Genomic DNA, 26,366 nt, shown 5'->3' with positions numbered 1-26,366 from the left:
TGTTATATTAAACTTGTTGTTTTTTATTAAAACGAATCGCCCCAAAGGGTGTATCCCGGACGCTGCGGGTCCTCCAGCGGGCAGGATAGGCTAGCTATTTTGGCCTTTTTGAAGATTGTGCAACCACACTTACCACAAACAGGGGAAGTCCCCATTACCTTTCGAGCCAAATCGTATAACAAACCTTCTCCTGCATCTTGAAAAAACGGGCAATTGTAACAAACCAACAGGCGCTTCTTAAACCTTTCGGGACTAACAATATTGAAACCGTCTGCCATCCAGCCCCAGAAAGCCTTCAATCCTCCTAAAACCAGTTCTGATGAAGTGGGGTCTATCTGCGTCGTGGCTTGATACTTGCATTGAACGCTTTGTTTTACCTCTGTCAGAAATACCTGTAATTCAGAGATGGTGCTAATTTCAGTTTGCAGGCGTTTTTGCAAATCCGGTTCACTGAATATCATTTGGAGAATGAGTGGTGAAACATGGGCTTCTTGTCCCAATAGAGGGGAAAGTACCGCACTAGCTTGCAGCCATTCTTCTCCTTGTGTGGTGGAATGAAACAACATGACAATCTTATTTCATGGTGTAAAGTGAAAGGATCGTGACCAAGGCCAGGTGGTACTGCCTGTTGAATTGGTCTCCTTCATAGAATAGGTTACCCACTATAAGGGGGCTGTTTAGGTCTGGTTGGATATTCTCCTTCAATCGTTGGTAGGTTTTTTCTGCTATTCGTGATTGCGTCGTTTTAAGTAAAACTAATGAGAACAATAACTCGGCGGCTAAATCCAGATCACTGCTTTCTAAACTATTCTGCATGTAAAAATTTAATACTTCAGGTAATTCAGGAAAGACACCCTTCCATTTCAATGACCTGGTCCCCATCTTACTGCCGTAAAAAATGGCGTGGGTAAGATCATATAAGTCTGAAGAATAAAGGGTTTCGCCCCTTTCCTGCCTAGATAACAGTTCCCCAATTTCTTCAAGAGCATATCTTTCACAGGAACCTTCTCCAATCAGCTCACAGGTATAGCGAAGCGACAGCGCAATTGATGGACGAGAACTTACCCCTTGAAGGTAGTCTCGAATCTGCTTGTGGAACGTGAAACGGTGGCCACAGAGTAGCTCCAAATGCAGAAACAGTTGTAGTATTTCTCCATAAACATCCTGTTCGTCTATTTTTTTCCATAAGCGGGTCCAATAGGATTGCCTGTTCAATTCTACCAAATCCAGCCATAAACATTGGATAAGCTCTTTGGCCCAGTTTAAATCTGATATTCCGCAATTTTTAATGCCAATCAATACCAGACATAATTCGCCCAAAGGCTTAGCAGCTGAAAACAGGTCCAGACTTTCCTGATTTGAAAGCCTGAACCTGTTAAGATTTGCCTTTACCCATATGGGGAGGAAATCTTGCTCATTTGCGTTCAAGACTTTTAATTTCTAGTCTTTTCATCAGAAACCTCTACCAGAGTTGCTTCCTCTGCAGTCTTCTTCTGCATTCCTGTAGAACAAGAACCGGAAACCTGCTGAATGACAAAGTTGCTTGTATCTACACTGAAAGTGAGAGTCTTACCGTTGTCAGCGCTTTCGAGCGTACATTCTTTACTTGGGTCATCTGCCGAACCCCTACTGGCATAATAACCTGCAGCAGGGCCGTCCAATACCCGGATGCCGATCCACCAATAATCCTTTCCAGTACGCATAAATCCGGTGTTAAAGCCTACGCTTAATGGTGGGGTAGTTATCTGTCCAGGGCCTACCTTCCAGGTCAATGATTGAACGGGGTCCGAGCTGTAACGGTGAGACAAAGTAATCTCAGCATTACCGCCACTGTTGTTGGTTACCTTAACCAGAGCACTGCTGTTGTAATTAGAAGACATGGTCAATTGGATTAAAAGGTGAAAAATGAGTTAATTGAAACAATACAATCGCCTTTAGTGGCGAATTTTCAAGCTGTAGAAAACAGGTAATGGAAATAAAAAAATTCAACTACCATCTTCTTGCATGTCACAAATATCAAATGCAATAGCCCTCTTTCAAAAGACAAATTCTGCCCCTTACCACAAAAAAAACATAATTTATCTTCGCCAAAACCTATTATAAATTATATATTTGTGTTAATTCCCTCATATAAAATCACCACAAAATTAATGCTTAGGTTCCCCTCCAAATTTTTGCGTATCCTCCAACATTTCTCTCCAAATGAGCTCAAATCATTTGAAGAATGGCTACACTCTCCCTGGTGCAACAGCAACAAAAACCTTCCGCGGCTCCTGGCTTGCCTCAGGCCCTACTATCCCGATTTTTCGAGTTCTAAACTGAACAAAGAGAAATTGTTCCAACAGGTACTGCCCAAGGGCAAATTCAGCGAGCGTAGGATGAACAACCTTTTGTCGGAAGCTTATCTGGCTGCAGAACGGTTTCTCGTCTTCCAAGGTCTTACTGAAACACCGAATTCCCAAGAAGATCTACTGGCACAAGAATTTCAAAGCCGAGGTCTAGATGACTGGTTTTTCAAAAGCACCACCCAGCGAATCGAGACCGTGGAGACAAAACCAGTAAAAAATCACGGTGACTACCTCGGCCTTTTCTCCCTTCACCAAAGGCTCTATCAGCATCCCAACCCTGAAGCGAGGATAAAGGAAGCTCACACTTGGCTGGAGCAAATGAGTACTAATCTAGATCTGTTTTATTTGCAGGAAAAAGCGGCCCTTATCAATGAAATGATTTTCCGCAAGCGCATGTACAAGGAAGTCAACTATAACCTAGCTACTGAGCTCGAGAAATGGCAGTACGCGGTAGATGGCCTGCAACATCCTGCACTGGAGCTATACCGAATGCGTTTCGCTTATACCGATCAGGAGTTGCTTCCTCAATTTTTAGCGTTGAAAGCTGCATTTATGGAGCGATTTGACTTGCTGAACGAACGGGAGCAAACTACCCAATTGCTCTCTTTGCTCAACGAAGCGAAATTGCTGATCAAATCGGGCTTGCTTGACATCACCGAGAGTTTGCCACTGTACCAACTTGGGTTGAGTAATGGAGCCATTTTGCATCAGGGAAAAATTTCCGCAAACACATATATGACGATCGTCAGCGCAAGCAATACCAAGGGTTCATTTGACTTTACAAATCATTTTATAGATACCTACACAGATTGTCTGCCGCCTGAAACCCGAAACGATTGCATACATTGGGCTAAGGCACACACCGCATACTGGAAAAAAGACCTGAAAGTTTCCCTGGCGGTTTTACAAGTGTATCAATTTGAAGAGCTTCAATTTCAATTGATCGGTCGGGTATTGAGTACCCAGGCGCATTTTGACCTGTACCTGAGCGACTCAAGCTATCAATTCTATCTGCTTAATTTTTTGGATGCCTTCGAAAAATGGCTCCACCGCGATAAAATTTGGGCTAAATCCAATACTGCCGCTTTCCTGCGTTTTGTACAGGTGTGCCGAATACTGGTGCGTTACCACAGCGAACCAGAACCTAATGCTCAAAAATTGGAAAAATTGCTAAGCAATGAGGACAATATTCAGGCTTTAAATTGGCTAAGGCAAAAGGCAAAAGAGGCAATGGCTTTAAAAAAAGACGGCCGTCCAGTAACTGAACGACCGTGGTCTTGAGAAAGTGGAAAATATGGGTTTTAGACCTTTACAAAGGGCATATTATTGTACCATTAAAACCATCTCAGTTGACTACGATGTCTTCCGTCACAACCTTCGGACTAGAAGCCAGAGGTTGGTGCTGTTGAATTTCGAGTTCATGGTTTCGTCTCATGTGAAATAAGCTTTATGGTGAATGAAGGTGTTTTGGGGTGTATGGTCCCATTTCTACCGTGGTGACCATCACCTAGTTAAAGTGCTTATTATCAAATGGCGAGGATAAAATTGGAAGAGCAGAGGCAGAAGGCCAAAAAATTGCACCCTAGTTCAAAAAAATCTAGAACTATTCCTAGGAATGAAAGCGGGAACAATAAACCCAATGTATGCTGGAATCTTAAGAAAAACGGGCTTGCGGGCCTCCTTGGACAGGATTCCTTGTCCCAGTGCTAATTGCCAGTAAAAACACCAGTCATAACTAGGGTTTTTTCCAAAAATGGATTACATGTTTTTTTAACCAGAGGATATGTTATACTTTTATTTCATTCATTAATCATCAAAAAGTCCTAAAGTCATGGCCATTTCCAGTCAATTGTCAAAAACTTCGAGGGTAATGCTGTTAATTCTTCTCCTCATAAGTTTGTTTTTGGAATCTTGTAACAACGCCAAGAAACAGACCTTCACAGAAACATTGGATGCTGCTGATACCCTTTCAGATAAGTTAGACGCCCTTAAAGCAGCAGCACTGATTAATAATTTTCAATCTGCTAATGACCAACTTACCGGGGATTTTTATTTTGAAGGTGATAAATCTCCCAGCAATAAGGCTGTTTATTTTCGACTAAATCCCAACCAGATCAAATCCTTTTTTGAAGAACTCAAGCAACTAAAAACTTCAGCTGCACCAAATGAATCCCTACAAATCTGTACCCATATGGCGCTACTCGGGGAAAATGGCAGCAAACAAACTGACCAACCTAACTTCACCCTCTTGATGAACGTATTAAAAAATGGTAAGCCCCCTATTGGTGATCATAGCCATTATCCGTTGAGGCCAATTAAAGGGCTAAATCAAGCCATCAGTGGTACTCTAGCCGATTCTTTAACCCAGGAATGGAAGAAAATCACCGCGGAGAACCTGGTTCAGCAACTCTATATAAACGGCAAAATTAGCGATGTCCAGGATCGTATTCGGCATTATAATTTTAATGCCCAGGATACCGAGGCGATATACGCCTATTGGAGTCAAAATCCTAATTGTGGTTTTTTTATTTATATAGGGCAGTATGAAGAGGTAGATCATGTACCCTTCCGGGTCATTATTCGCCTTACCCCAAATCCAATGACTTCGCCACAAGGAAAAACTGAAGGCGAAGATAATTTTGAATTTGCTGTACAATGTCCTCACCAATGTAATTAACTAAAATTAGGATGTGCTTGGCTAATTCTAAAAAAACAAACTAAGCACATCTTCTATCGTAATAAGTATTTCAAATGAGTAAAGAACTTCAACATTTATTGGGGTATTTAGCTACATTCATAGGTTTAATTCCCAGTCTATTAGCGCTAATTAAATTTAGAAATGCAAGCAGGGAATATCTTTTGATAAGCTTCCTCGTTTGGTGGGGAACCGCAATTGGATTAGTGGCTTTGTATATCGCCAGTTTTCTGCACCGCACCAACTTATTCTTATTGCATATTTACACAATTGTTGATTTTATTCTTCTTTGTCTCATCTTTAAGCAAGTATTACCACTTTATTTAAATCGGTTTTTACTGTTTGGATTTCCAATTTTCGCTTCTATTAATAGTGTTTTTTTTGAGCACCTCAAAACCGAAAATGTCCTAAGCCGTTCTATAAGTGCATTTATTTTAATGCTTTACGCCCTAAGTTTTTTTACCAAAACCTTACGAGAAATGAAAATCCAGAACCTAGGGAAAGAGCCTTTGTTCTGGATTAGCGTAGGTGTTTTGTTTTACAATGCAGCTAGTTTTTTTATTTTTTTGTTTAGCCATTATCTCACTGCTAGTCGTGATTTATGGTATACCTATTTTGGAATTCACGCTATATTCACCATCCTTTTGTACATTTTTTACACTATCGCATTATGGGTTCAACCGAAGCAATAAACAATTTATCTTTTCAAATCACCTTTGGCATTGTCGGGATGGTGTTGCTCGTAACTTTTATCATTGTGTTTTTTATCGTGTACCAAAGGCGACTATTGCAACAGCAACTAAATAGCCAACAAATGGAAGCAGCGTACCAAAAAGAACTACTCAATGCCGGTATCCTTGCCCAGGAAGCTGAACGCAAACGAATGGCTATAGAACTACACGACAGCATTGGAGGGCTATTGTCTGCTGCAAAGATTTATGTCTCCAACGTGAGCCAGGAGCTGGTGGAAAGTCAATTTTTGTTGTTTAAAGAAAAAGCACTGCAAGCCCTCACTGAAAACATCCAAGAAATACGCACCATTACCAATGATCTGCTGCCCCAAAGCCTGGAGCGCCTAGGCATCGTGAGTGCCACCCGTGGCCTACTGGAAAAGCTGGAGGAATTGAAACAAATCAAAATCGATTTACAGGCCAATGCCGAGCAGCGGTTTGAAGGGGATCGGGAAAAAGCACTCTTCAGGGTTTTGCAGGAATTGGTACACAATACACTCAAGTATTCCGAAGCTAAAAACGTAGCCATCCACTTTCAGTTTAGTGACACCCAGCTCCTGGTGCAATACCATGATGATGGTCAAGGTTTTGATCGGGTAGCCTACTCGCAAAAGCAAGACAAAAGCTACGGCCTGAAAAACATTGAGCGCCACATGGCTTTTTTGAACGGTGAACTGAATTACACAACCTCACCTGGCAATGGTGTAGCCGTAAGTTTAAACCTTCCCCTCAACACCATAAGAGAAACCCATGAAAACACCTATTAAAATAGGCTTGGTTGATGACCAAAACCTGTTCCGGGAGGGCATGAAACTCATCCTGAACACCTTCTCCGAATTGGAGGTTACCCTCGAAGCCGATAGCGGCAAAAGTGTATTGACACAATTGGAAAGCCATCAACCCGATGTCATCCTACTGGATTATACCATGCCCGAAATGGACGGTTTTGAAACCATGCAAAAAATAAAAGCCACCTACCCCGCCATAAAAGTGCTCATCCTCAGCATGCACTACGACGAAGCCTTGATGGCCTTCATGATGCAAAACGGTGCCAATGGTTATTTGCTCAAAGATGAAAATTCCGGGACGGTAAAAACTGCCATTTTACAGGTAATGGAAACTGGGCAGTACTTCCCGGGTTATGTGTCCAAAGCCTTGTTGAAACAATTACAAATCCAAAGCCAAAAACCACGACGGAGTGCACCAGTTGTAAAAGAAAACAGTTTCTCGGAGCGCGAGCGCGAAATCCTGGCCATTATCGGGAAATACGGCAGGCAGGAAATGGCCGACAAATTGTTCTTGTCCATCAAAACGGTAGATTTTCACCTCAAAAATTTAAGGGATAAAACCCATGCCAACAGCACTCCGGAGTTGGTGCGTTATGCCATCCAGCATGGGTTTCAGGAGGATTGAGCGGTTTACATCGAGGAAACCTTTCCCTCTGCCTTACGCTTCAAATATTCCATTTTTGAATAATCAGCAAGTGCACCAGGTTCTTTTAATGTTTTCAAATCATTGACTGCAGGAGCGCCTTCAAAGCGGGCATTCATTTCGCTATATCCTTTGGTGTACAAAAAGAAAGTATTCGCCCCTCCCCCATTTGTCACAGCTGATTCCGGGTACAAGAGTTCGAGATAATCACCGGTCTTTTTGAGCACAACGTATTTTAGGTCAGCATCTGCCAGCAGAGCCAAAGCATTAGTTTTGTCCTGATTAAGTGCTGAGGTAGCTGGGATAAATGTGGTAGTCACCTGGCCATTGGGGGTAAAATCCATCGCAGCGTAGTCCAGTTCCCAAAACTTGAAGCCGGTTTCCACCTTCATTTCTAGTTCGGTATCTTTTATGGTCATCAGGTTGAGTGGAATCACCAGGTCACGGGCTTGTAAAGGAGTAGTGGCTACAAAATATTCCAGCAATTCCCACTCACCATCCCGCTTGAGGTACACAGACAAGGGCAGGTCATTGTCGCGCATGCCTTGTAATCTTTCCGGACTGCTGAGGGCATTTTGTTCTTGCAACCAATTGGGAAAATCTTTACCAAATTTACGGTAATAGCTGTCCAGTACTTGAGCCATCCATTCCGAACTTTGTGCCCGCAGGATCAGCTTGCCCCTTTCGGTTCTTTCCGGTTTTTTAAATTTGAGGATGACCGCATTGCGCGAAAACTCTTCATTGTCAAAAGCAAAGACCTGATCGTCTTTGGCACCAGTAGCCAGGCTTAAATCGCTGCCATTGGAACTGGTCACACTATTTGGCTTTTGGGCTTTGCCAATCAGGTGAGCTTTGCCCCGTTGGTCCATGATGACTTCTTTGTTCTGTGGGTGCTGAACCACCAGCAGTTGAGCCATATCTGTAAATTGTTGTCCATTGGATTCATTGCTGATGCGCAACTGAAAATTCCCTGCCTGTGCTTGTAGCGCTGGCAGTGGGAAATACTCGTAATTGGCAAGGTTCTCACCGATCATGCCGCTGTACAGTTCACCTTGTACCACGTACTTTTCGCCATTAAACACGTAAACGGATGGGTGTGGACTCGTTTTGTCCCCTAATGTAACGGAGAGGAATAAGGCCAAAAACAGGACAATACCTCTTTCTTTTGTGGTGTTGAATAAGGTTTTCATGATGCTGGCAAAATGGTTTTGTCCATTTCAGTAGGAAGTTCCAGCTTATTCAAACGATATTCAATGAGTTAGGTCAGCTTGAAGGGGTGAGAAATGGCAATTCTAGGGCGAGGAATTCTTTTGATGATTTTCTCAGCATAGCGCTCAGCTTTTTTTGCCCAAATAAAGTCTGGCTTATTCAGGCTCCACTCTTAACGCCCCCATCACTAAACGCGGCCTACTAAGCAACTGGTAACGGGTGGTGAGAAAAAAGAGCTCGTCCGGACCGGTTTGTTTACAGTGGCGTGCTACGATGAGCCCTTTATTGGTATCTTCTTTCAATTTGAAAGCAAGGTCGCGCGCCATTTGGCCGTTCACATTAATGGTCACGATAGTGGCTACAGCATCATTAAAAGAGCTTATCCGTTTTGCGGGTACATTGAGTGGTTTTTTCAAATTGTCCACATCATCATTGTACAAAAAATAGAGGTTGCTGCCCGAAACCATCATGGTATACCCATTAAAAATTGGCGTTTCCTCCATAATTTGCTTTTTGGGAATGGTGCGCACCCATTCTATTTCTCCGGTCGGGCTGATGTTGGTGACACATATTTCATTGTTGACATAGGTAGTGCGGGTCACCCAATAGTTTCCGCTCAAGTATCGTCTGATGATGAAATAGGCTTGTTCAGCGGTGACTACAGCACCGCCGTCATCGCGCAGGATGATTCGATTGAATTGAAAGGTTCTGTCTAGCCCTTCATCCCCGGTTTTGTCTTTATCTGTGTCAAATAATGCGAGATCACTGGGGGTAAATTCTTTATGGTTTGTGGTAAGCATTTGACCATTTTGCCCGCTGATGCGCGAAAAAAAGACCCCTTGAATGACCCCTCTACGGTCGTTGGAATAAAACCCTGCACAACTCAAATCTCCTGTTGCATCAAGTTTGAAAGTCACATCAGTAGCATATTTTTCCCCCAACTGCAATTGGATTTGATAAGGTACTCTACTTTCAGCGTCCAGGCGAAACACCACCATTTTATAAGCGGGACTACGTTTGCCGTCTTCTTTTTTGGATTCCTTGTTGTTGTTTTCATCATAAATTTTCGCCAACAGGTATACCCTTCCATCGTTGGCCACCGTCCAGTTTTTGAAGCTAAACTGCTTCTGCGAATACGGCAGCGTAAAGACATTTTCCCAAAGTTTTTGCAGCTTGTGGTCATGTACAATGACGCTGACTTGGGTTTTTACATCGTTGTCATCGTCATCAGCATAGGTCGCCACCATCAATTTGGTCGTATCTTCCGACATCTTCCAATCCACTTCCTTCGGTTCATCGTCTTTACTTCTCCATTGAATTTGGGCAAGGCGGGTCGTTTTGCCAATCCGTCCATCCATGGCAATCGGAGTAGCTTGTAATCTGAGCGTTTTATCTCTGGCCTCGTACTGGTGGGTGCACAACAAAAATTTATCTAGGGCGTAGAAACAATTGCCAAAGGAAATATCCTCTTCTTTTACCACAAGCTCTCGGGAAAACAACAGTTTGAATTTGTGGTCGTACTTCTGTAAAAGTGGAGGTTTTTTATCGCGAAAAGTAAAACCAGAGCCATCCTTTTCTGTCCACAAAACGTAGTGCCCGCTGGCATCGTGGTGGAGGTGTCCCCAAAAATCCAGGCCTTTGTCCTCTTTCATTTCGGGGCCTATTGCGAAGTTTATTTTTTGGGCAAAAACTCCACACACACACAACAGAAACCCAATTAAAAATACGATACGCATCATGCAGACTTATTTTTTTAGCGAACGTAAACATACAGACGAGTTGCTGGATTTTCATGCATAATCCAACAATTCGTCATGAACACTGATAGCCGTCGGGTTTGTTGGGGCCGCTGGTGTTGAAGCAAGGGAATTAGTATTATCTTTCGAGTGCTAGATCGTCTGCATCACGATTTATTTGAACAACAAAAGCGACATTTTTTATCTTGCTTCTTGATGGAATTGGGAAATCGGGACAACCATCTTTTCTTTTCAATTAAACAAACTGAAAACATGATAAATCGCAACTGGCTTTGGATCGCCCTTCTTCTGTCCTCAAACCTCCTTTTTGCACAAAATCAAAACCCCAAAGCCAAGCTCCTCCCCCCAGGCACCAAATTCCACAACAACATCCCCTACCAAAACGACACCCTGAAAAAACACCTGCTGGACATTTACCTCCCAGCCAATGCCACTGGTAAATGCCCTCTGCTCGTGTTCATCCACGGCGGTGGCTGGCTGGTCAACGACAAATACGCTGACATGGGTTACATGGGCAATACCCTCTCGGCCATCCTCAATCAGGGCATTGCCATAGCCTCGATCGACTACCGTTGGAGCACCCAGGCCGTGTTTCCCGCCCAAATTCAGGACTGCAACCGGGCGGTATCCTACCTCTACGACAATGCCGAAAAGTATGGCCTGGACAAAACCCGTATCGCCCTCATGGGTTTCTCTGCGGGCGGGCATTTGGCCTCTTTGCAAGGTTTGTCCAAAAACAATGATGTGGCTGCCTTTTTTGTGCCCGGTTCTTCCAAAAAATTCAGTTTCAAAGCTGTAGTTGATTTTTACGGCCCATCCGAGCTGATTGCTTTAAAAAATGGTGAAGACCCAAAATCACCTGAGGCTATTCTGCTGGGTGCAGCACCTTTGGATAGACCCGACCTGGCCAAAATTGCCAGTCCTGCCAATTATGTGGACAAAAACGACCCACCTTTTTTAATCATTCACGGCGAAAAGGACGAAAGTGTTCCATATCAACAGTCCAAACTACTGAGCAGCTGGCTGACGGTGAAGGGGGTAAAAAATGAATTGATAATTGTGAAAGGAGCGCCGCATTATGGGGTGATGTTTGATGTGGAGGAGGTGAGAGAGAAGGTACTGGCGTTTTTGAAAAGTCATTTGTTGTAAGCAATAAAAAATAACCCAATGGTCAATCTTAAATTAGTGGTCATTATTGTTTTCGCTACTTTCCTGCTTTTTCAAAATCAGGAACTAGCTGCTCAAATAGGAGAACCGAAATTGAGTAGAGCAGAAATGGCGCTTACCATAGACTCCATCAACCTTAAACTTCAGGGCAATTACGTGTTTCCAGAGCACGCCGCTGAAATGTCAAAAAGGCTTAAACAAAATTTGACCGAAGGCAAGTATTATGCCTTAGTCAATCCTATTGAGTTTGCCCGTCAACTTACCAGCGACCTTCAGTCAGTGAGTAAAGATAAACACTTGATGGTCGTTTTCAACCCTTCAATCATTGCCCGGGAGCGGGCTTCAACAGCCGAAGACCGGGCGAATGAAGAAGCTGAATGGAACAAAGAGTTGATCAAAAACTTGACGCGTGACAATTATGGATTTAGAGAAGTTAAAATCCTGGATGGAAATATTGGCTATTTGGATATACGCGAGTTCGTAGATCCTAAACATGGCGGTGAAACTTTAACTGCGGCAATGCATTTTCTCAGCAATACAAAGGCAATTATCCTTGACCTTCGTGAAAATGATGGCGGTTCACCATGGATGGTTCAACTACTGGCAAGCTACTTCTTTTCATCCGAGCCAATACATCTAGCTGATCACTACAACCGCCCAAAAAATGAGCTGACTCAATCCTGGACATTGCCCTACGTACCTGGGGTCCGTAGACCAGATGTAGATTTGTACATACTGACCAGTAAGAAGACTTTTTCGGCTGCCGAAGCATTCAGCTATCAACTGAAGCAACTAGGTCGTGCAACTATTATTGGAGAAACAACGGCAGGCGGAGCACACCTTACTGGATCGGTAATCGCAACCGACAAGTTTTATGTAAGGATACCACAAGGCAGAACGACAAGTCCTGTCACAAATGCAAACTGGGAAGGAACTGGTGTTGCGCCACACATTGAAATTAGTGCCGACCAGGCATTAAAAACCGCCCATGCCAAGGCACTTGAAAATTCAAAGGACTAATACATCACGAATGCCCCAAAACCTGGGCTTATACATAAGATCTCATATGTTGAGCATACATGAATTCCTCCAGCAATTATTCCCAACGCTCAGTGCAACAACGGCACAATTCATTGAGGAAAAAATCCAGGTTTTGCACTTCAAAAACAATGAAGTAGCCATTAGGCCTGGAGCCGTTTGCGATCGGGTTTACCTCGTCGTGCAAGGAGGTTTTGTATGCCGATACATCAATGAAAGCACTGAAACAGAAAAAACCATCAACTTTTACCTGGAGGACATCCATCCCTTTATGGCCTGTGTGGATAGTTTTTTTAGCCAGAAACCAACTTCTTGCGAATTGCGGGCCATTTGCCCTTCTACGGTTTGGGCCTTGCACCGCAAAGACCTGGATCAGCTCTTTGAAATGGACAAAGAAATTTTCAATTTTTACAATGCACAGGTCATTAGTGCACTTACCGAAGAAAATGAATTAAAACTCAAAATCATCGCGCTCCCCTCCGAAGAACTCTACAAATACATCATGAATACTTTTCCGATGGTCATCAAAAAAGTACCTTCCAAATACATCGCCGAATTGATGGGCATCTCTGCGGAATGGTTGAGCAAATTAAAAAGAGTCACCAGGTGGCCCTGAAAGACATTTCTTGAATTAGTTCAATTGCGGCTATTCGGCTACCGACCTACTTTTGCCTCAAACAAACTGACGATGGCAAAAAAATATTTAGGGTACGCAGAACAAGAGCTGCAACATACATTGGCCAGGTTTTTGGACAACAACATCAAACCCTTAGCACCTGAAAAGGTCTCCATACTTTCCCAAGCTCCCCTGAAATGGGAGCAAATGATGGAGCTCCAGGATTTAGCAGTCTTGGAAAAAGACGGTTACTTAGCCGTTGAAAACGGGTACGCCGAACACGAAGACGGGAGCATCCGCGTTGCCGTCCTGACTGATATGCCCGGGGTAACGCCCCAAATGTGGGATTGGTGGTTTGGATGGCACGGTTCTCAGGACATGCGCTACAAACTCTGGCATCCGGGCGCCCACCTTGCAGCAAACTGGGAGGATGGACGGGCCGATCATTGCTACATTGGCCGGAACTCCGTCATCAAGGAATACATTGGCAATACGATTCAGGACGCAGTTATTCAATTTAAATCACCTTTGGCATTCGGGTTTAGCAAGCAGGCCGTAAACGAACCGGATAAAGCGGTTTTCATCTGTGCCCGGATCGGACACCCCGATTTCCCAGTTGATTATGGCTACCTGGTGCACCAAGTCCGGGCTACCGAAAATGGCTCGGAAATGCGTTCTCGTTTTTGGGTTGGAGGACAGTACATCAGCCCCAGAAAAGAAGGAAAAATAACCGCTGCGCTGGTAAACGTGGTCAAAAGGGTAAAAAAACTCCCCAAAAACTTCGCCAAGGATTTGTTCCAACACTGTGCGGAAGAAATGAAACACTTGGCGGGTTTTCTCCCGGAGTTGTACCAGGAACAGGCCAAACAAACTGAATTGGCCGTTGCTGGAGCCATCATTCCACCCACTCACCAGGATTTTGACCAGGTGGTGATGAACACGCTGTTCAATAAAATAGACCCCGGTCAGCGCCCGGCATTGATTGTGGAGCCCAAAACCGTGGAAGACATCATCCACACTGTGAAATATGCACAGCGGGCAGGAAAACGCATCACAGTGAGTTCTGGGGGGCATAGTTTCAGTGCCAATTTCATCCGGGATGGCAGTATCCTCCTGCTTATGAAACACTTCAACCAATTTGAGGTGAATCCTGAAACCATGACCGCCAAAGCTGGCCCGGGAGTCGGTGGTAGTGTTCTTTTGGCGGCTTTGTACAAACAGGGCTTGTTTTTCCCGGCCGGGCATTGCAAAGGAGTTTGTATCGGCGGTTATTTATTGCAAGGCGGCTATGGCTGGAATGGCCGAAAAACGGGTATTGCCTGCCAGCATATCATTGGGATGGACATCGTCACCGCCAGCGGAGAGCTGGTTTATGCCGATGAAACTCAAAATGCCGATCTGTTTTGGGCCGCCCGCGGCTCAGGACCGGGCTTTTTTGGCATTGTAACCTGTTTTTATTTGAAGGTATTTCCCTTGCCAAAATACCGCGCTGCGATGTCCCATAATTTTGACATCAAACACCTGGAGGCGGTTTACCGTTGGGCTCACGAAGCGGGACCAAATATCCCTACAGCCATTGAATTTCAATTGATCATGAGCCGCCACATGCTCAATTTGCTTGGCCCCGGAATCGAGGCATTGGCGCCCATTTTTGCAGATACGGAAGAGGAATTTGAGGCAGCCAAAGGGTTTATGCTCAATAGTCCCATTAAAAACAAAGCGACCGTTTCCATCCCCGCGTTTAATCCTGGGATAGAAATGTTGTACAAATCTGCAATGACCCACTACCCTTCCAATCACCATTGGGGAGTAGACAACATGTGGACCCATGCCAGTTTTGATGATTTGCTTCCATTTATCAAAAACATTGCCGATACCTTACCTCCCGCACCCTCGCATTTTTTATGGCTCAATTGGTATCCAGGAAACATAAATGCAGACATGGCCTACAGCAAAGAGGATGACCTGTACCTGGCGCTGTACAGCTGTTGGAAAGACAAAAACGATACGGCGAAATACGGCAACTGGGCCGCTGATACGATGCGCAAAATGGAGCACCTTTCGGTCGGTATTCAGTTGGCCGATGAAGGTTTGCACAAACGTACTGCTCATTTTATGAGTGGTGAAAATCTAAAAAAGGTGCAGGAAATCCGCCAGAGATGGGATCCAAATGGCGTGTTTTTTGAATGGCACAGTAAACCTGAATAAATAAAACTTTGCATCTTGAAGACTTGATCGGCCATATGTATAGCCGATCAAGTGCTTCAAAGGCTGCTAATTCGGGTTTAGTCACGATTGGAGCAAAACGTGAAATTATTTTACTCGTTACCAAGTACCTTACGTATATCCGCTTCGTTGCGAATCGCACGGTCAATGGTCTGTACTTTGAGTTTCACCCCTTTTTTGGGGTTGGACTGAGCCCATTCGGGCTTGGTTTTCACCAGTGCAATTTTGCCTTCAGGCGTCATCATCCACAAGAGGTACTCTTTTTTCTGATCAAAATAAACCGTACTGCCCCGGCCAGTGTGCAGTTGATAAATGGACTGGCCATTTTCATCACTCAAGTAGGCCGTTTGATTGGGGTAACGGGTTCCGTTTTGATCTTCAATCATACGGATGCGGAAGCTGTTCTTCGCCAACGGTGCCGGGCGATCACAGTTCCAAATGCCAAAAGCATTGATGTCGAAAATGTGGCGCACCTGGCGCGTTTGGGTTGAGGCCGTTGTTCCTTTATCACTTGTTTCCTGATTGTAGCGGTTTTCCAGCGCAGCAATCTTTTCGGTGGTTCTTTTTTCCCATTCTGCCAACTCCTTTTCAGACTCGGCCAATGCCACTTCATACTGTTGAAGTGCTTTCTCGTAGTCTTTATTGGTCATCACCGGTTGTACCAGCAGTCTCAGCTGTTTCCCATCATCGAGTAAGGTCAGTTCATAGCCTTGCTCATTGGTCAGTTTTCTCAAGCGAACAGATTTCCAGGTCAATTCTAGTTCACCCAAGTTAAAAGGAGGACAATTAGGCAATACTTGCCAAATTCCTTTGTTTTTCAAATCTGCGACTTCTGACTCTGAACCAGGTTCAATTGGAATGTCACCATTCTTCAAATCCAGTTCAAAGGAAACAGCTTTACCATCAGGTTTTACAGGTTTCATGGGGGCTTCCGGCTTCGGATCGGCTGTCAGGATTGCCGCTTTTTCAGCGTTCAACCTGTCTACAGCACTCATGCCTTCCAGTTGTTCAGTATTGCTTGGGTTGTCAAAAACCATGGCACTTTGGCCATAAAAGACCCAATTGCGAGCTTCCGTATCCAAATGGTACACCTTAAAAGAAGGCCAGGAACCATCAGCTTGGGCTGCGATATTTGAGGACAATTCGATGCGGATGGTTTTGCCTGGGGCCATGCCTACAGGTTGACCATTTTGCAGGGCAATGATCTCGATCATACCCGCTGATTGCAAGTAATGACGAGTACCAGCAGAATCATAGGTCATTGGTACACCTGCCACGAAAAAGTCGACGGCATCGTGCATTTCCCGATAATAGATGTCTACATCACCAGACTCGATCAATTGCCCCCGATCCGATTGAAAAGCGGTGCGTGGAATGACCAGCCGGGTACCTGCATTCAGGTCTAGGGTACCCCCTTCGGCTGCGCTGACTTTGATGGGACGGCCTTTTGGTTCAACACTTGCCAATGGAGGGTTGACAATAGGTTGTTGAGCAAAATATGCGTCTGCAACCGCTTGGGATTGAGCTGGCGTAGGCAAGTCATTGAGGGAACGAACGATGAGCAGTAAAGCCACGGCTGCTGCCGCTGCCAATCCTGACCCCATCACGATCCGCCGCCGCATCCGGCTACCGATCTGCCCTTCGCGGGGCGAGGTAAACATCCGAATCACGGCACCCTCCTGCGGTGTTTCGGCGTTCTGGTGGGCCTTAAGCAGGGCATCGAAGTCCATAAACTTCTGGATGTCCTCCTTACTTGGCTCCGGAACATTGCGTTGTATGTTGTAATTGTTCCCCATAGTAACACGGTTTTGGATCGCAGTTACTCAGTAGAAAAGGCTTTGGTATTGATGTTACCCTTACCCTATCCTCCTGATAATTTGCGTTTAAGACGTTCCAAAATTCGATGTACTTTAACCTTTGCATTGTTCTCAGTCATGCCGAGGATGTCGGCAATTTCCTTGAACGATCTTTGCTCAAAAAAGCGCATTTCAATCAGTTGCATGTCGTCTCCCTTCAGGTTTTCCAGTGCCCCCAACATTTTGCGGCGCAACAACTCCATTTCTTCGGGGTCGGTTCCTATGTCGTCAATCAAATCGTGCAAGTGCATATCGTTGACGGTAACTACCCGATTGTTTTGTTGTTGCCGGAAATGCTGGCTGACCTCGTTGACGGCAATGCGGAAAAGCCATGCCGAAAACGGGACCCCCTGAAAGGTGTAAGTATTAATCTTTTGGAGCGCTTTGAGAAAAACTTGCGAGCAAAGGTCGCCGGAGAGTTCCATATCGGACGTGCGCCGATGAATCAGTCGAAAAACAGACTCATAGTAACGTTCATACAACGGACGGAACAGTGCCGGGTTGCCCTGGGCTGCGCGAATTTCCTCCCACTCTTGGTGCAATGCAGACTCCGAAACAGTCTTAGCAGACCGATCCATCCATTCATTTTTTGCAAGGGTACGACTTATTTGCAAATTTGCGAACATCTGGACTTGTTTTCAGAGTAATTATTTTCCTATATAATGCAGGAATTAAAAAAAGTTACACTTTTTTTAAAGATAAAAGATGAGAGATGAAAGATGAGAGCGGTAGTCCCCTATTTCATCTCTCATCTTTCATCTTTCATCTTTATTTTTTCTGGTCCACCGTCACCTTCATGTCCCCCGCAATATCCAAGCCGATGTTGAAGCCTGTAGAGCTAAGACGGAGTTGGCCAATATCGAGGCGGTGTACATTGCCAGCAATGCGCAGGCCAGAACCAATGCGGTAGTTGTTGAGTTCGGCCTGGAGCATGTTTTTCATTTCCTCCAGGTTGTATTTAAGCAGGAAATTCATGTTGTCCTGGATGCGGTTTTTGACCGTGGTGCGCAATAACCAGGCGCCTCCCTTCATCAGCACGTTGCGGGTTTCAAGGGTAAAGTCCAGGTCTTTGATCTTGATTTTATTGCTGTTTTGGTCCAATTCAGGCGTTCCTGTGAGGTAGATGTTGCCATTGTAGCTGCCCGTGAGGCGGGTGCTGACCACTACTTTGTTGTCTTTGCTGCCGTAAAATTTGAGGTCTTGCACCGTGACTTTACGTTTGCCGGAGGAGTAAGTTTCACCCAGTACCTGTTCTTTGGCGATGCGTTCGGCTTCTTCCCAGGCCACATTGGTGTTGAGGTACATTTCGATGCCAGGGGCAAGGGCCGTGTACATGGTGAGGGGCGGCAATTTTTCGGCCTCCTTGTCTTCGGGGCGTGGGCCTACACTCACCAAAGGTCTTGCCTCAATCACAATGGTAGTGCTCAGGGCGTTATTGACGATGCCTACAGGTGTCATGCCGATGCTGGTGGGGTTGACCTGCAGCCAGGCGCTGTATTCGGGCGACACGAGCAGGGGTTGGTAAAACATGTCCCAGGTATCCTGAATCACCCGGCTGAGTCCCAGGTAATCCTTAACCACATCGTCGATTTCACGGCCAATGGATTTGCGGGTTTTGTTCAGCACCAAATCGACTAAAGAACCAATAGGTACGTTGATGCTGCCCATTTGTAGCGTTGGTCGTTTGAGCCACTTGTAACCAGAGATTTCCGTTTTGGTCACAATCGACCAATCGGGTTGGATATTATACTCCGTTTTGAGGTCGAGAGAGATGTCACCCAGCGCATTCAGCGTACCCAAAATACCCGCATTGTACTGTATGTCAAGTGCGAGGGGCAGCGAGAAGGAAATGGATTTGTTGTCGGCTTTGAAGCCAATATTACCGAGTTTGGTGGCTTTGAGTCTCATATTGTCGCCATCGTCAAAGCTGTTGTCGTTGAAGAGCACCCCTTGTAATTCTTCGTTGAGGGTACGCTCCAGATCGGCAATTTTCAACTCGATGGGAATGTGCAAAACCGAGCGTTTTTCCTCCGGCTCAGATGCATACAGCTCCATAGGTGGTTCTATTTTGCGTTGGGTTTGACAGGCCAGTGTTGCGGCCAAAAAAATGAGCAATCCAAGTCGTTCAAGGGATTTCATAATCTTTCCTTTTGGTGTAAGTAACGTAAAAGGGGTATTGAGGTTACGTTTGGGGGGTAATTTTGGCAAAAATAGTTGAAATGGTTTAAAATTCTAAACCCAACCTTCCTAAGGTGCTCTAAGGTGCCTAAGGTGGTTCAAAAAAAACTAGTCTGGTGGTGAAAACCAAAGCGACATTTTAATTGAACCACCTTAGGCACCTTAGAGCACCTTAGAAAGGGTAAGTTTAAATGTATTTGCAAAAAAATGCTCATATTGTGAAACCTAACACAAAAGAAACCTGACACCATGAGACCACTATTATTGTCCCTATTTTTGCTGTGTATCCAAGTGGCTAGTGCCCAAAATCCCACCCAAACCATTCGCGGCATTGTCCGTGACAAAGCCAGTAAACAACTGCTAATCGGGGCCAGTGTAGAAGTGTTGAGCACCAAGCAAGTTTCTATCACCGACAATGATGGGGCGTTTATCCTAGAAAAAGTCCCCGTAGGCCGCGTTAACCTGCGCGTACAATACCTTGGCTACGAACCCCTCACCCTCGAAGACATCATCCTCCAATCCACCAAACAAACTTACCTCGAATTTGAACTCAACGAAGGCCAAATCGCCATCGACGAAGTCGTGGTCAATGCCTCCAAAAATGCCTTTGAAGCCGTAAACGCATCCTCCACAGTAAGCACCCGCTCCTTTACCGCGGAAGAAACCGAACGGGTACCCGCTGGTGCCAACGATCCTGGGCGGGTTGCCCTCTCCTACCCAGGCGTGCAACGCGGCGAAAACGATACCGAAAACCAGATCGTCGTGCGTGGCAATTCCCCGGCGGGCATTCTCTGGCGACTGGAGGGCATCGACATTCCAAACCCCAACCATTTTGCCATTATCGGTTCTTCGGGTGGAGGCATTACGGTATTTTCGGCACAGCTGCTGGCCCGTTCCGATTTTTCCACAGGTGGGTTTGCGGCGGAGTACGGCAACGCCTTTTCCGGGGTGTTTGACATCCATTTTAGGCAGGGCAACTTTTATAAATCCTCCAATCGTTTTCGTTTGAGTTTGCTGGGCATCGATTTGTCCAAAGAAGGCCCTATCCAAAAAGGGCGTTCTTCCTATCTGGTCAATTACCGCTATTCCACCCTGGGTTTGTTGAGCAGCATGGGGATTTACCTGGTGGGTGAAAGGGTGACCAACAATTTTCAGGACCTGTCTTTCAACCTGGTTTTTAAGTCCAAAAACAGCAAAAGTGTCCATACCCTTTTTGGCATCGGCGGCCTGAGTGAAGAGCATTACATCCCTGTCGAAAATCCCGCTGAACGGGAAGTTGGCATTTCCAACCACTGGGAAGACCGCGTGCGCCCCGCCAATATGGGCACCCTAGGCTGGACCTGGACCTATTTGCCCGATGACAAGTCATACTTCAAAACTGTTGTAGCCCTCGTGGGCAGCCGAATCGAGCGCCTGAACGATACCCTCAACCGCGAGGACGAACGCTACCGCTACGACACCCAAAAGTACCTGGACACGCGCTTGGTGAGTTCCTTGACCTACAACCGTAAACTCAATCCCAGTACCGTATTTAAAACCGGGATCATCTTCAACCAAATCTGGTTCGACTTTTTTAAATCGACCCGCGCCCGTACCAACACCTCCAACATCAACCAAACGGAATTCAATACCTCCGTCCAGGGCAGCGGCAATACCCAACAATTTCAGCATTACGGCCAAATCCAATACAAAATCTCCGACAAATTGGCCCTGAATGGTGGCTACCACTTTCTGCACCTTTTTGCCAACAACACCAGCTCCCTGGAACCCCGCCTGTCGCTGGAGTTCAAACCGAGCAGCAACCAGCGCCTCAGCCTCTCCGAAGGCTGGTACTCCCGCGCCCTGCCGCTGATGGCCTACTTCTTCAGCGACAGCCTAGGCAATTACCTCAACAAGGACCTGAAACTGCTCAAAGCCCAACATACCATCCTGGCCTACCACCTCTACAACCAGCAAAAAATGCGCATCATACTGGAGGCTTATTGGCAACGCCTGTACAATGTGCCCATCCGCCCCCAAACGAGCGAGAACTACTGGATGCTGAACGAAAGCGACGCCTTCCCCCAAGATGACGTGGTGAGCCAGGGCAAAGGGACCAATATCGGCATCGACGCGGCGATAGAAAAACTCTTCTCTAATTCCTACTATTTCCTACTCAATGGCTCGCTCATGAAGGGCACTTTCCAAACCCTGGACGGGCGCAAATACAATACCCGCTTCAATACGGTCTTTTCTACGAGCCTGAGCTTGGGTAAGGAGTTCCCGGTGGGCAAGGGCAATATCCTACAAATTGGGGGCCGATTTTTGTTGAACGGGGGCTTTCGCTACACGCCGCATGACCCGGTAAAGTCGGCGGCCAGTGGGCGCTACGTAGCTCTGGCAGGTGCTGATTTTGCGAAGCAAGTACCGAGCTACCAACGCCTGGATGCCCGCATCGCGTATCGCTTCAACAAGCAGAAACTGGCGGGGAATGTGAGTTTGGATGTACAAAATGGACTGAATCGGATCAATCCGAGCCGAGTGGGTTATGATGGGGTCAGGAATGCGACGTATGTGGTGTATGATGGTAGTGGTGTGGTGCCGGTGCTGGGGGTGCAGTTGGATTTTTGATAAAAAGATTACTTGATTACTCCCATTACCCTGAGAAGCAGCTTCGCTGCCTATTTTTTGCTAAAAGCGACATGATTGGAACACGGATGCCACGGATACCACGGATAAAAACAGATTTTTTTCCGCCGCAGGCGGAAAAGGACGAGCCGAAGGTGAGTCAAAATCCGTTCCGATCCGTGGCATCCGTGGCATCCGTGTTCCAATCATGCCGCTCTACGCCGAAGGCGTCAAAGCGCGAAGCGCACAAAACGTCGTGCCCGTCGTATCGTCGTGGTAAAATAAAAAGAGCAGCGAAGCTGCCTGCTGCATAATGCGAGTGAATGAAAAACGATTGCTTTACTTCCGCCAAATGATCTTCCATTCCTCTTCAGCACCATACTTTTTCATGCATTCTGGTGGAAGGCATTCTGTACAAATGAAACAGACCGTATCACAGGAAGCATTCACAACGTATTCAGCTCCGTCGAGATGGCGGGCATCCGTATTTAACCAATACTGTTTTTCTCCTTTAATTTTTTGAAACCTGATCGTTTGCAATCCAGCTGATTGCTGCTTATCCGCAACCAGTGTTTGGAGGCAAGTGGGCAAGTTAGACAATGCTTCCTCGCGTTTTTTACAGGCGCAGCTGGTAAATAGTAAAAGCAGTAGGAGTAGTTTATTCATGGTAAGGTGATTTAGGATAAGTGAAGTAGCTGCTGAAAAAGACGGGGGGTTCGATTTAAGCGTTGGGAGTTTGGGGTATTTGGTGAAAAATAGTCATATTGTGTTGGGTAATGTTATCAATGCCTGGATGCCCGCATCGCCTACCGCTTCAACAAGCAGAAAATGGCCGGGAATGTGAGTTTGGATGTGCAAAATGGGGTGAATCGGATCAATCCGAGCCGGGTGGGTTATGATGGGGTACGAAATGCGACGTATGTGGTGTATGATGGTAGTGGGGTGATGCCGGTGCTGAGGTGACAGTGGATTTTTGATTTGGGAAGAAAAGGATATATTTATTGGTGGAATAAAACTTGATCCTATGTCGAAAGAAGCTAAAGAACGGATTAAAGAGGCGTTAAAAAATGAGTCTAAAAGTTTGGATTTAAGCTATTGTAAATTGAATGAATTGCCCAAAGAATTAGGGGAATTAATTCAATTGAAGGAATTGATACTAAATGACAATATGAATCTAAGTGGTTTAAGCCTCCTGACTCAGTTGCAAAACTTGACTACACTTAGGGTTCACTTTACGCAAGTCAGCGATTTAAGTCCGCTAGCTACGATGCAAAACTTGACTACGCTTTCTGTTGACTTCACGAAAGTGAGCGATTTAGGCCCCCTGGCTCAATTGCATAACTTGAAATGGCTTTCTGTTTCCAGCACGGAAGTGAGAGACTTAAGCCCCTTGGCTCAATTGTATAACTTGAAATTACTTGATATTTCCAACACAAAAGTGGGTGACTTAACCCCTTTAAAATCCATCATTGTTAAAGGGGCTACCGTCACAAATAAAAAAATTATTTACAAAAAACACATATACATAAAAGGCTGCATTTTAATAAATCCGCCACTCGAAGTCATTAAAAATGGCAACGAAGCAATCCTCCGCTACTTTGAAGAAAAAGAACGCCTCGACCAACAAAACCAACCATCCCTGATCAAAGTCCGCGAAGCCAAAGTCCTCCTCGTCGGCCAAGGCAAATCCGGCAAAACCAGCCTCCGCAAAAAACTGGAAAACCCTGCCGCAGAAATGCCCGACCCCGGAGACACCACCCGAGGCATCGAAATCACCCGCCTGGATGAAAAAATGCCCCATACGGGTGAGGACTTACGCTTAAACCTCTGGGACTTTGGCGGCCAAGACATCCAACACTACGCCCATCAGTTTTTCCTCACGGGCAGTTCCTTGTACGCCCTGATCACCAATGAACGCATCCAGGACAGTGTACACCTGCCCTACTGGCTCAATATCGTAGAAATGTTGGGCAAAAAAAGCCCGGTGATTTTGATCCAAAACAAGGACGGTGGTCATTGCCAAGCACTCAAAGATGAGGCCGCCATCCGTGCCCGTTTTGGCAATGTACACAATAAGGTCTACCAATCGGATTTTTCGCAGGCGGCCACCGAGCGGGAATTTGCGGAATTGCGCCAAACCATCGTCGAGCAAGCCTCCAAACTCCCCCACGTGGAGCGGGAATACCTGCGCTCCTTCAATGAACTGCGCGAAAAACTGGAAGCCGAAGCGCTCAGTGAAAAACACTACCTGCGTTGGGAAGCCTACCTCGCGCTCATGCCCGAGTTGGGTGAAGATTTGCTGCGCGACTACGCCAATGCCCTCACTTTTTTGGGCGTTTGCCAATATTTTCCCGACGATGCCCTGCTGGCCGATTACGTTTTTTTGCGGCCCAAATGGTTGATCGATGCCTTGTTTGAGTTGTTGTTGCACCCCAGTTTGGAAGTCACTCGGGGGCATTTCTCCGAAAAAGACACCCGCAAAATCTGGCTGCGTCCCGAGTACCAAGGCATGCACGGCCTGCTGGTGCGCATGATGAAGGAATTTGAACTCTGCTATCGGGTGGAAGGTGAAGGCGAAAATTACATCATCCCGCAACGTTTGCCGGGGGAAAACAAAACTTATGGTTGGGATACGACGGGCAATGTCCCAGTGCAGTACCGCTACAAATTTATGCCAAAAGGCTTACTCACCCGCCTGATCTGCCGCCTGCATACCCGCATCGATGAGGACGTGGAACTGGGGCAACGAGTCTGGAACGACGCGGTCATTTTTACCCTACCCGATGGCAAAGGCCGGGTGTTTGCCCGCGAGGTGTACAGCGAAAACACCATCGAGCTACGCGCCACTGGCCCAAAACACGCCGAAATGCTCAACGAGGTGATCCGAAAAATGGACGACATCAATCGGGATGCCAAGTACGAGAACATGCAGGTGGAGAAGATGGTGCCTTGTCCTTGTGGGGAGTGCGCAAAGTTGCCGGACAATGATCGGCATTTTTTCAAGTTTTCGGTGTTGGAAAAGGCATTGGAGAAAGGCATTCCCGATTTGCGTTGTGACGTGAGTTTGGACTCGATCAAGGTGGACAGCATTTTTGGTCAGTCGGGGGTGACAAAGCCGAGGATGAAATACAAAGGGGAGCATCGTTTTGATGGCCGGATGCGATATGATGGCGGCGAAGAAGAGGCCAGCCCACGCAGAATTTTCATCTCCTATTCCAAGCAAGACCAACACCACAAAGACAGGCTGCTTGTGCATCTGGCCAGCCTGCGCGACAAAGCCCTCACCTGGCATGATCAGGACATCCTCCCTGGCGAGGACTGGGATGAATCCATCCGCGACGCCATCGCCGAAGCGGACATAGTGCTCTACCTCGTGAGCGCCCATAGCCTGGCGACAGAGTACATCCAAAAAGTGGAACTGCCCTTGATTGAAGAACGGGAGGATTGTGTTTTGGTGCCGGTGATTGTGGATTTTTGCAATTGGCAGGAGTATGATTTTGCTCGGCGGAATGCGCTGCCGGGTAAGGGGGTGGAGGTGGTGAATAAGCAATGGACGAATGAGGACGAGGCCTGGTTGGAGGTGGTGAGAGGGGTGAAAAGGGTTTTGGGGTGAAGAAATTTTCTCGCGTTACGTAGAACATGGTAGAGACGTAAGATCTTACGTCTCTACGCCAGATTTTACTTCCAAATCTAGAACTTACCAATCACTACCCAACATTAAAAATACCAGCACCCACCTGCACATTTTTTAATCGATTTTCGTTTGTATCCATAAAACAAACACCAATTATATGAAACAACACTTGCTTTGCATTTACCTGTTGTGTCTATCCTGGACTGTTTTATCTGCCCAAAACAAATTCCCCAAAGCATTTAAAATGCTGGTATTGAAGCCGGATACCGCCATATTGGAAAAATCCCTCTACCCGGAAACCGATAGTATAGTTATGGGTTACAAACAACGCTATTACCAGCAATTACGCCAAATGGATGAACTCATGAACTTCCAGGATTTTCCCAAGGAATTAAAAAAAAGCATGGAAAAGGAAAAAACTGCGCTGATCAAAGCGGTTGAAGTGATGAAATCAAAAGAACCTGAGATCAAACAGTTCAAGTATTTTCATGCGATATCCGCTTATTCAAGCGAGTTCTACAACACCTATTACAATGAGTATAAGCCGATTGCCGAAGTTCTTGAATGGCCAAATCAAAGCACGAAGCTCAGTGATTTAGCCAGTTTAGCCATTGCCCAAAATGCCGATTATGTATTGTTTTTCGAAAATATTCATACGGAAATTAGAGAGGAGTGGCCTCTGCTAAAGTTAAAAACCACCATTTATTCAAAAAAGGAAAGCAAAATCATTTTTAGCGAAGAAACCATCGGTGACCATTTAAGTGAAGGTGGGCAGTGGACCTGCGATGCTATTTTGCATTGTTTATTTGTGAATGGTGTAAAAACCTCTACGGAATTGGTTTTCCCTTTTTGATAAAACACCAGCTTAAAAAC

22 protein-coding genes are annotated in these 26,366 nt (G+C 45.8%); 13 read left to right on the top strand and 9 right to left on the bottom strand.

Translation table 11 applies throughout. From position 1 onward, the window contains the following. Positions 1-26 precede the first annotated feature (26 nt). Genes ACO08K_RS23625 through ACO08K_RS23615 form a run of 3 tightly spaced genes read right to left on the bottom strand, consistent with a single transcriptional unit; the run spans position 27 to position 1,880 of the window. Positions 27-566: a hypothetical protein gene (locus ACO08K_RS23625; protein WP_421798950.1), complete on the bottom strand. Its 540-nt coding sequence runs from the start codon at positions 564-566 to the stop codon at positions 27-29. A 7-nt stretch (positions 567-573) separates the two neighbouring features. After that, positions 574-1,428 (bottom strand): DUF6895 family protein, encoded by an 855-nt coding sequence (locus ACO08K_RS23620; protein ID WP_421798949.1) that lies wholly within the window; start codon positions 1,426-1,428, stop codon positions 574-576. A gap of 5 nt (positions 1,429-1,433) precedes the next feature. After that, positions 1,434-1,880, bottom strand: coding sequence for a hypothetical protein (locus tag ACO08K_RS23615; RefSeq protein ID WP_421798948.1), 447 nt, complete (start codon positions 1,878-1,880; stop codon positions 1,434-1,436). Between the two features lie 498 nt (positions 1,881-2,378). On the opposite strand from ACO08K_RS23615, the gene ACO08K_RS23610 reads away from it, so the two are divergent. From ACO08K_RS23610 to ACO08K_RS23590, 5 genes are all read left to right on the top strand, one after another. Then, a complete protein-coding gene (locus ACO08K_RS23610; RefSeq protein WP_421798947.1) occupies positions 2,379-3,629 on the top strand; it encodes a hypothetical protein in 1,251 nt (416 codons plus the stop codon). Positions 3,630-4,179: 550 nt separating this feature from the next. Beyond that, on the top strand, positions 4,180-5,025 hold the full coding sequence (locus tag ACO08K_RS23605) for a hypothetical protein (RefSeq protein WP_421798946.1): 846 nt from the start codon (positions 4,180-4,182) through the stop codon (positions 5,023-5,025). Positions 5,026-5,099: 74 nt separating this feature from the next. Next, positions 5,100-5,735, top strand: a complete 636-nt coding sequence (locus tag ACO08K_RS23600) for a hypothetical protein (protein WP_421798945.1) — start codon at positions 5,100-5,102, stop codon at positions 5,733-5,735. Between the two features lie 122 nt (positions 5,736-5,857). Beyond that, complete coding sequence (locus ACO08K_RS23595; protein ID WP_421798944.1) at positions 5,858-6,541, top strand: sensor histidine kinase; 684 nt, start codon at positions 5,858-5,860, stop codon at positions 6,539-6,541. Then, entirely contained in the window at positions 6,525-7,187 is a 663-nt protein-coding gene (locus ACO08K_RS23590) for a response regulator (protein ID WP_421798943.1), read from the top strand. The genes ACO08K_RS23595 and ACO08K_RS23590 overlap by 17 nt, the downstream gene beginning before the upstream one ends. 5 nt (positions 7,188-7,192) lie before the next feature. Here the strand turns inward: ACO08K_RS23590 and ACO08K_RS23585 are convergent, their stop codons facing one another. Further along, positions 7,193-8,395 (bottom strand): hypothetical protein, encoded by a 1,203-nt coding sequence (locus ACO08K_RS23585; RefSeq protein ID WP_421798942.1) that lies wholly within the window; start codon positions 8,393-8,395, stop codon positions 7,193-7,195. Positions 8,396-8,569: 174 nt separating this feature from the next. Continuing rightward, positions 8,570-10,153, bottom strand: coding sequence for a hypothetical protein (locus ACO08K_RS23580; protein ID WP_421798941.1), 1,584 nt, complete (start codon positions 10,151-10,153; stop codon positions 8,570-8,572). Between the two features lie 270 nt (positions 10,154-10,423). On the opposite strand from ACO08K_RS23580, the gene ACO08K_RS23575 reads away from it, so the two are divergent. From ACO08K_RS23575 to ACO08K_RS23560, 4 genes are all read left to right on the top strand, one after another. Continuing rightward, on the top strand, positions 10,424-11,320 hold the full coding sequence (locus tag ACO08K_RS23575) for an alpha/beta hydrolase fold domain-containing protein (RefSeq protein ID WP_421798940.1): 897 nt from the start codon (positions 10,424-10,426) through the stop codon (positions 11,318-11,320). Between the two features lie 18 nt (positions 11,321-11,338). Then, positions 11,339-12,358, top strand: coding sequence for a S41 family peptidase (locus tag ACO08K_RS23570; RefSeq protein ID WP_421798939.1), 1,020 nt, complete (start codon positions 11,339-11,341; stop codon positions 12,356-12,358). Positions 12,359-12,404: 46 nt separating this feature from the next. Next, positions 12,405-12,992 carry a Crp/Fnr family transcriptional regulator gene (locus ACO08K_RS23565; protein ID WP_421798938.1) on the top strand — a complete coding sequence of 196 codons (588 nt, stop codon included), beginning with the start codon at positions 12,405-12,407 and terminating at the stop codon, positions 12,990-12,992. 72 nt (positions 12,993-13,064) lie between these two features. Next, complete coding sequence (locus ACO08K_RS23560) at positions 13,065-15,200, top strand: DAPG hydrolase family protein (RefSeq protein WP_421798937.1); 2,136 nt, start codon at positions 13,065-13,067, stop codon at positions 15,198-15,200. A gap of 110 nt (positions 15,201-15,310) precedes the next feature. On the opposite strand, the gene ACO08K_RS23555 is transcribed toward ACO08K_RS23560, so the two are convergent. The 3 genes from ACO08K_RS23555 to ACO08K_RS23545 form a co-directional block, all read right to left on the bottom strand. After that, positions 15,311-17,014: a hypothetical protein gene (locus tag ACO08K_RS23555; protein ID WP_421798936.1), complete on the bottom strand. Its 1,704-nt coding sequence runs from the start codon at positions 17,012-17,014 to the stop codon at positions 15,311-15,313. Between the two features lie 65 nt (positions 17,015-17,079). Then, on the bottom strand, positions 17,080-17,652 hold the full coding sequence (locus ACO08K_RS23550) for an RNA polymerase sigma factor (RefSeq protein WP_421798935.1): 573 nt from the start codon (positions 17,650-17,652) through the stop codon (positions 17,080-17,082). 190 nt (positions 17,653-17,842) lie between these two features. Further along, positions 17,843-19,213, bottom strand: coding sequence for a DUF4403 family protein (locus tag ACO08K_RS23545; RefSeq protein WP_421798934.1), 1,371 nt, complete (start codon positions 19,211-19,213; stop codon positions 17,843-17,845). A 288-nt stretch (positions 19,214-19,501) separates the two neighbouring features. Here ACO08K_RS23545 and ACO08K_RS23540 point away from each other — a divergent pair, with 288 nt between their 5' ends. Beyond that, positions 19,502-21,862 carry a TonB-dependent receptor gene (locus ACO08K_RS23540; RefSeq protein ID WP_421798933.1) on the top strand — a complete coding sequence of 787 codons (2,361 nt, stop codon included), beginning with the start codon at positions 19,502-19,504 and terminating at the stop codon, positions 21,860-21,862. Between the two features lie 336 nt (positions 21,863-22,198). Here ACO08K_RS23540 and ACO08K_RS23535 read toward each other — a convergent pair whose 3' ends face one another. Beyond that, the gene (locus tag ACO08K_RS23535) at positions 22,199-22,525 is read right to left on the bottom strand and encodes a hypothetical protein (RefSeq protein ID WP_421798932.1); all 327 of its coding nucleotides are present in this window, start codon (positions 22,523-22,525) and stop codon (positions 22,199-22,201) included. A 162-nt stretch (positions 22,526-22,687) separates the two neighbouring features. On the opposite strand from ACO08K_RS23535, the gene ACO08K_RS23530 reads away from it, so the two are divergent. The 3 genes from ACO08K_RS23530 (at position 22,688) to ACO08K_RS23520 (ending at position 26,346) form a co-directional block, all read left to right on the top strand. After that, positions 22,688-22,822, top strand: coding sequence for a hypothetical protein (locus tag ACO08K_RS23530; protein ID WP_421798931.1), 135 nt, complete (start codon positions 22,688-22,690; stop codon positions 22,820-22,822). A gap of 61 nt (positions 22,823-22,883) precedes the next feature. Beyond that, positions 22,884-25,472, top strand: a complete 2,589-nt coding sequence (locus ACO08K_RS23525; protein WP_421798930.1) for a COR domain-containing protein — start codon at positions 22,884-22,886, stop codon at positions 25,470-25,472. A gap of 178 nt (positions 25,473-25,650) precedes the next feature. Continuing rightward, positions 25,651-26,346, top strand: a complete 696-nt coding sequence (locus tag ACO08K_RS23520) for a hypothetical protein (RefSeq protein ID WP_421798929.1) — start codon at positions 25,651-25,653, stop codon at positions 26,344-26,346. The last annotated feature ends 20 nt before the right edge of the window (positions 26,347-26,366 follow it).

Origin of the sequence: Haliscomenobacter sp. (assembly GCF_965225875.1) — a bacterium.
Classification (GTDB): Bacteria; Bacteroidota; Bacteroidia; order Chitinophagales; family Saprospiraceae; genus Haliscomenobacter.
The sequence above is the reverse complement of the archived record's forward strand: the minus strand, read 5'-3'. Positions and strand labels throughout refer to the sequence as shown.

Excerpts from the sequence above, each read along its gene's own strand:
- ACO08K_RS23615 (WP_421798948.1), bottom strand. The coding sequence starts at position 1,880 with ATGTCTTCTAATTACAACAGCAGTGCTCTGGTTAAGGTAACCAACAAC.
- ACO08K_RS23600 (WP_421798945.1), top strand. The coding sequence starts at position 5,100 with ATGAGTAAAGAACTTCAACATTTATTGGGGTATTTAGCTACATTCATA.
- ACO08K_RS23545 (WP_421798934.1), bottom strand. The coding sequence starts at position 19,213 with ATGAAATCCCTTGAACGACTTGGATTGCTCATTTTTTTGGCCGCAACA.
- ACO08K_RS23595 (WP_421798944.1), top strand. The coding sequence starts at position 5,858 with ATGGAAGCAGCGTACCAAAAAGAACTACTCAATGCCGGTATCCTTGCC.
- ACO08K_RS23610 (WP_421798947.1), top strand. The coding sequence starts at position 2,379 with ATGAACAACCTTTTGTCGGAAGCTTATCTGGCTGCAGAACGGTTTCTC.
- ACO08K_RS23605 (WP_421798946.1), top strand. The coding sequence starts at position 4,180 with ATGGCCATTTCCAGTCAATTGTCAAAAACTTCGAGGGTAATGCTGTTA.
- ACO08K_RS23555 (WP_421798936.1), bottom strand. The coding sequence starts at position 17,014 with ATGGGGAACAATTACAACATACAACGCAATGTTCCGGAGCCAAGTAAG.
- ACO08K_RS23575 (WP_421798940.1), top strand. The coding sequence starts at position 10,424 with ATGATAAATCGCAACTGGCTTTGGATCGCCCTTCTTCTGTCCTCAAAC.
- ACO08K_RS23570 (WP_421798939.1), top strand. The coding sequence starts at position 11,339 with ATGGTCAATCTTAAATTAGTGGTCATTATTGTTTTCGCTACTTTCCTG.
- ACO08K_RS23560 (WP_421798937.1), top strand. The coding sequence starts at position 13,065 with ATGGCAAAAAAATATTTAGGGTACGCAGAACAAGAGCTGCAACATACA.
- ACO08K_RS23590 (WP_421798943.1), top strand. The coding sequence starts at position 6,525 with ATGAAAACACCTATTAAAATAGGCTTGGTTGATGACCAAAACCTGTTC.
- ACO08K_RS23535 (WP_421798932.1), bottom strand. The coding sequence starts at position 22,525 with ATGAATAAACTACTCCTACTGCTTTTACTATTTACCAGCTGCGCCTGT.
- ACO08K_RS23585 (WP_421798942.1), bottom strand. The coding sequence starts at position 8,395 with ATGAAAACCTTATTCAACACCACAAAAGAAAGAGGTATTGTCCTGTTT.
- ACO08K_RS23530 (WP_421798931.1), top strand. The coding sequence starts at position 22,688 with ATGGCCGGGAATGTGAGTTTGGATGTGCAAAATGGGGTGAATCGGATC.
- ACO08K_RS23520 (WP_421798929.1), top strand. The coding sequence starts at position 25,651 with ATGAAACAACACTTGCTTTGCATTTACCTGTTGTGTCTATCCTGGACT.
- ACO08K_RS23550 (WP_421798935.1), bottom strand. The coding sequence starts at position 17,652 with ATGGATCGGTCTGCTAAGACTGTTTCGGAGTCTGCATTGCACCAAGAG.
- ACO08K_RS23565 (WP_421798938.1), top strand. The coding sequence starts at position 12,405 with ATGTTGAGCATACATGAATTCCTCCAGCAATTATTCCCAACGCTCAGT.
- ACO08K_RS23580 (WP_421798941.1), bottom strand. The coding sequence starts at position 10,153 with ATGATGCGTATCGTATTTTTAATTGGGTTTCTGTTGTGTGTGTGTGGA.
- ACO08K_RS23625 (WP_421798950.1), bottom strand. The coding sequence starts at position 566 with ATGTTGTTTCATTCCACCACACAAGGAGAAGAATGGCTGCAAGCTAGT.
- ACO08K_RS23540 (WP_421798933.1), top strand. The coding sequence starts at position 19,502 with ATGAGACCACTATTATTGTCCCTATTTTTGCTGTGTATCCAAGTGGCT.
- ACO08K_RS23525 (WP_421798930.1), top strand. The coding sequence starts at position 22,884 with ATGTCGAAAGAAGCTAAAGAACGGATTAAAGAGGCGTTAAAAAATGAG.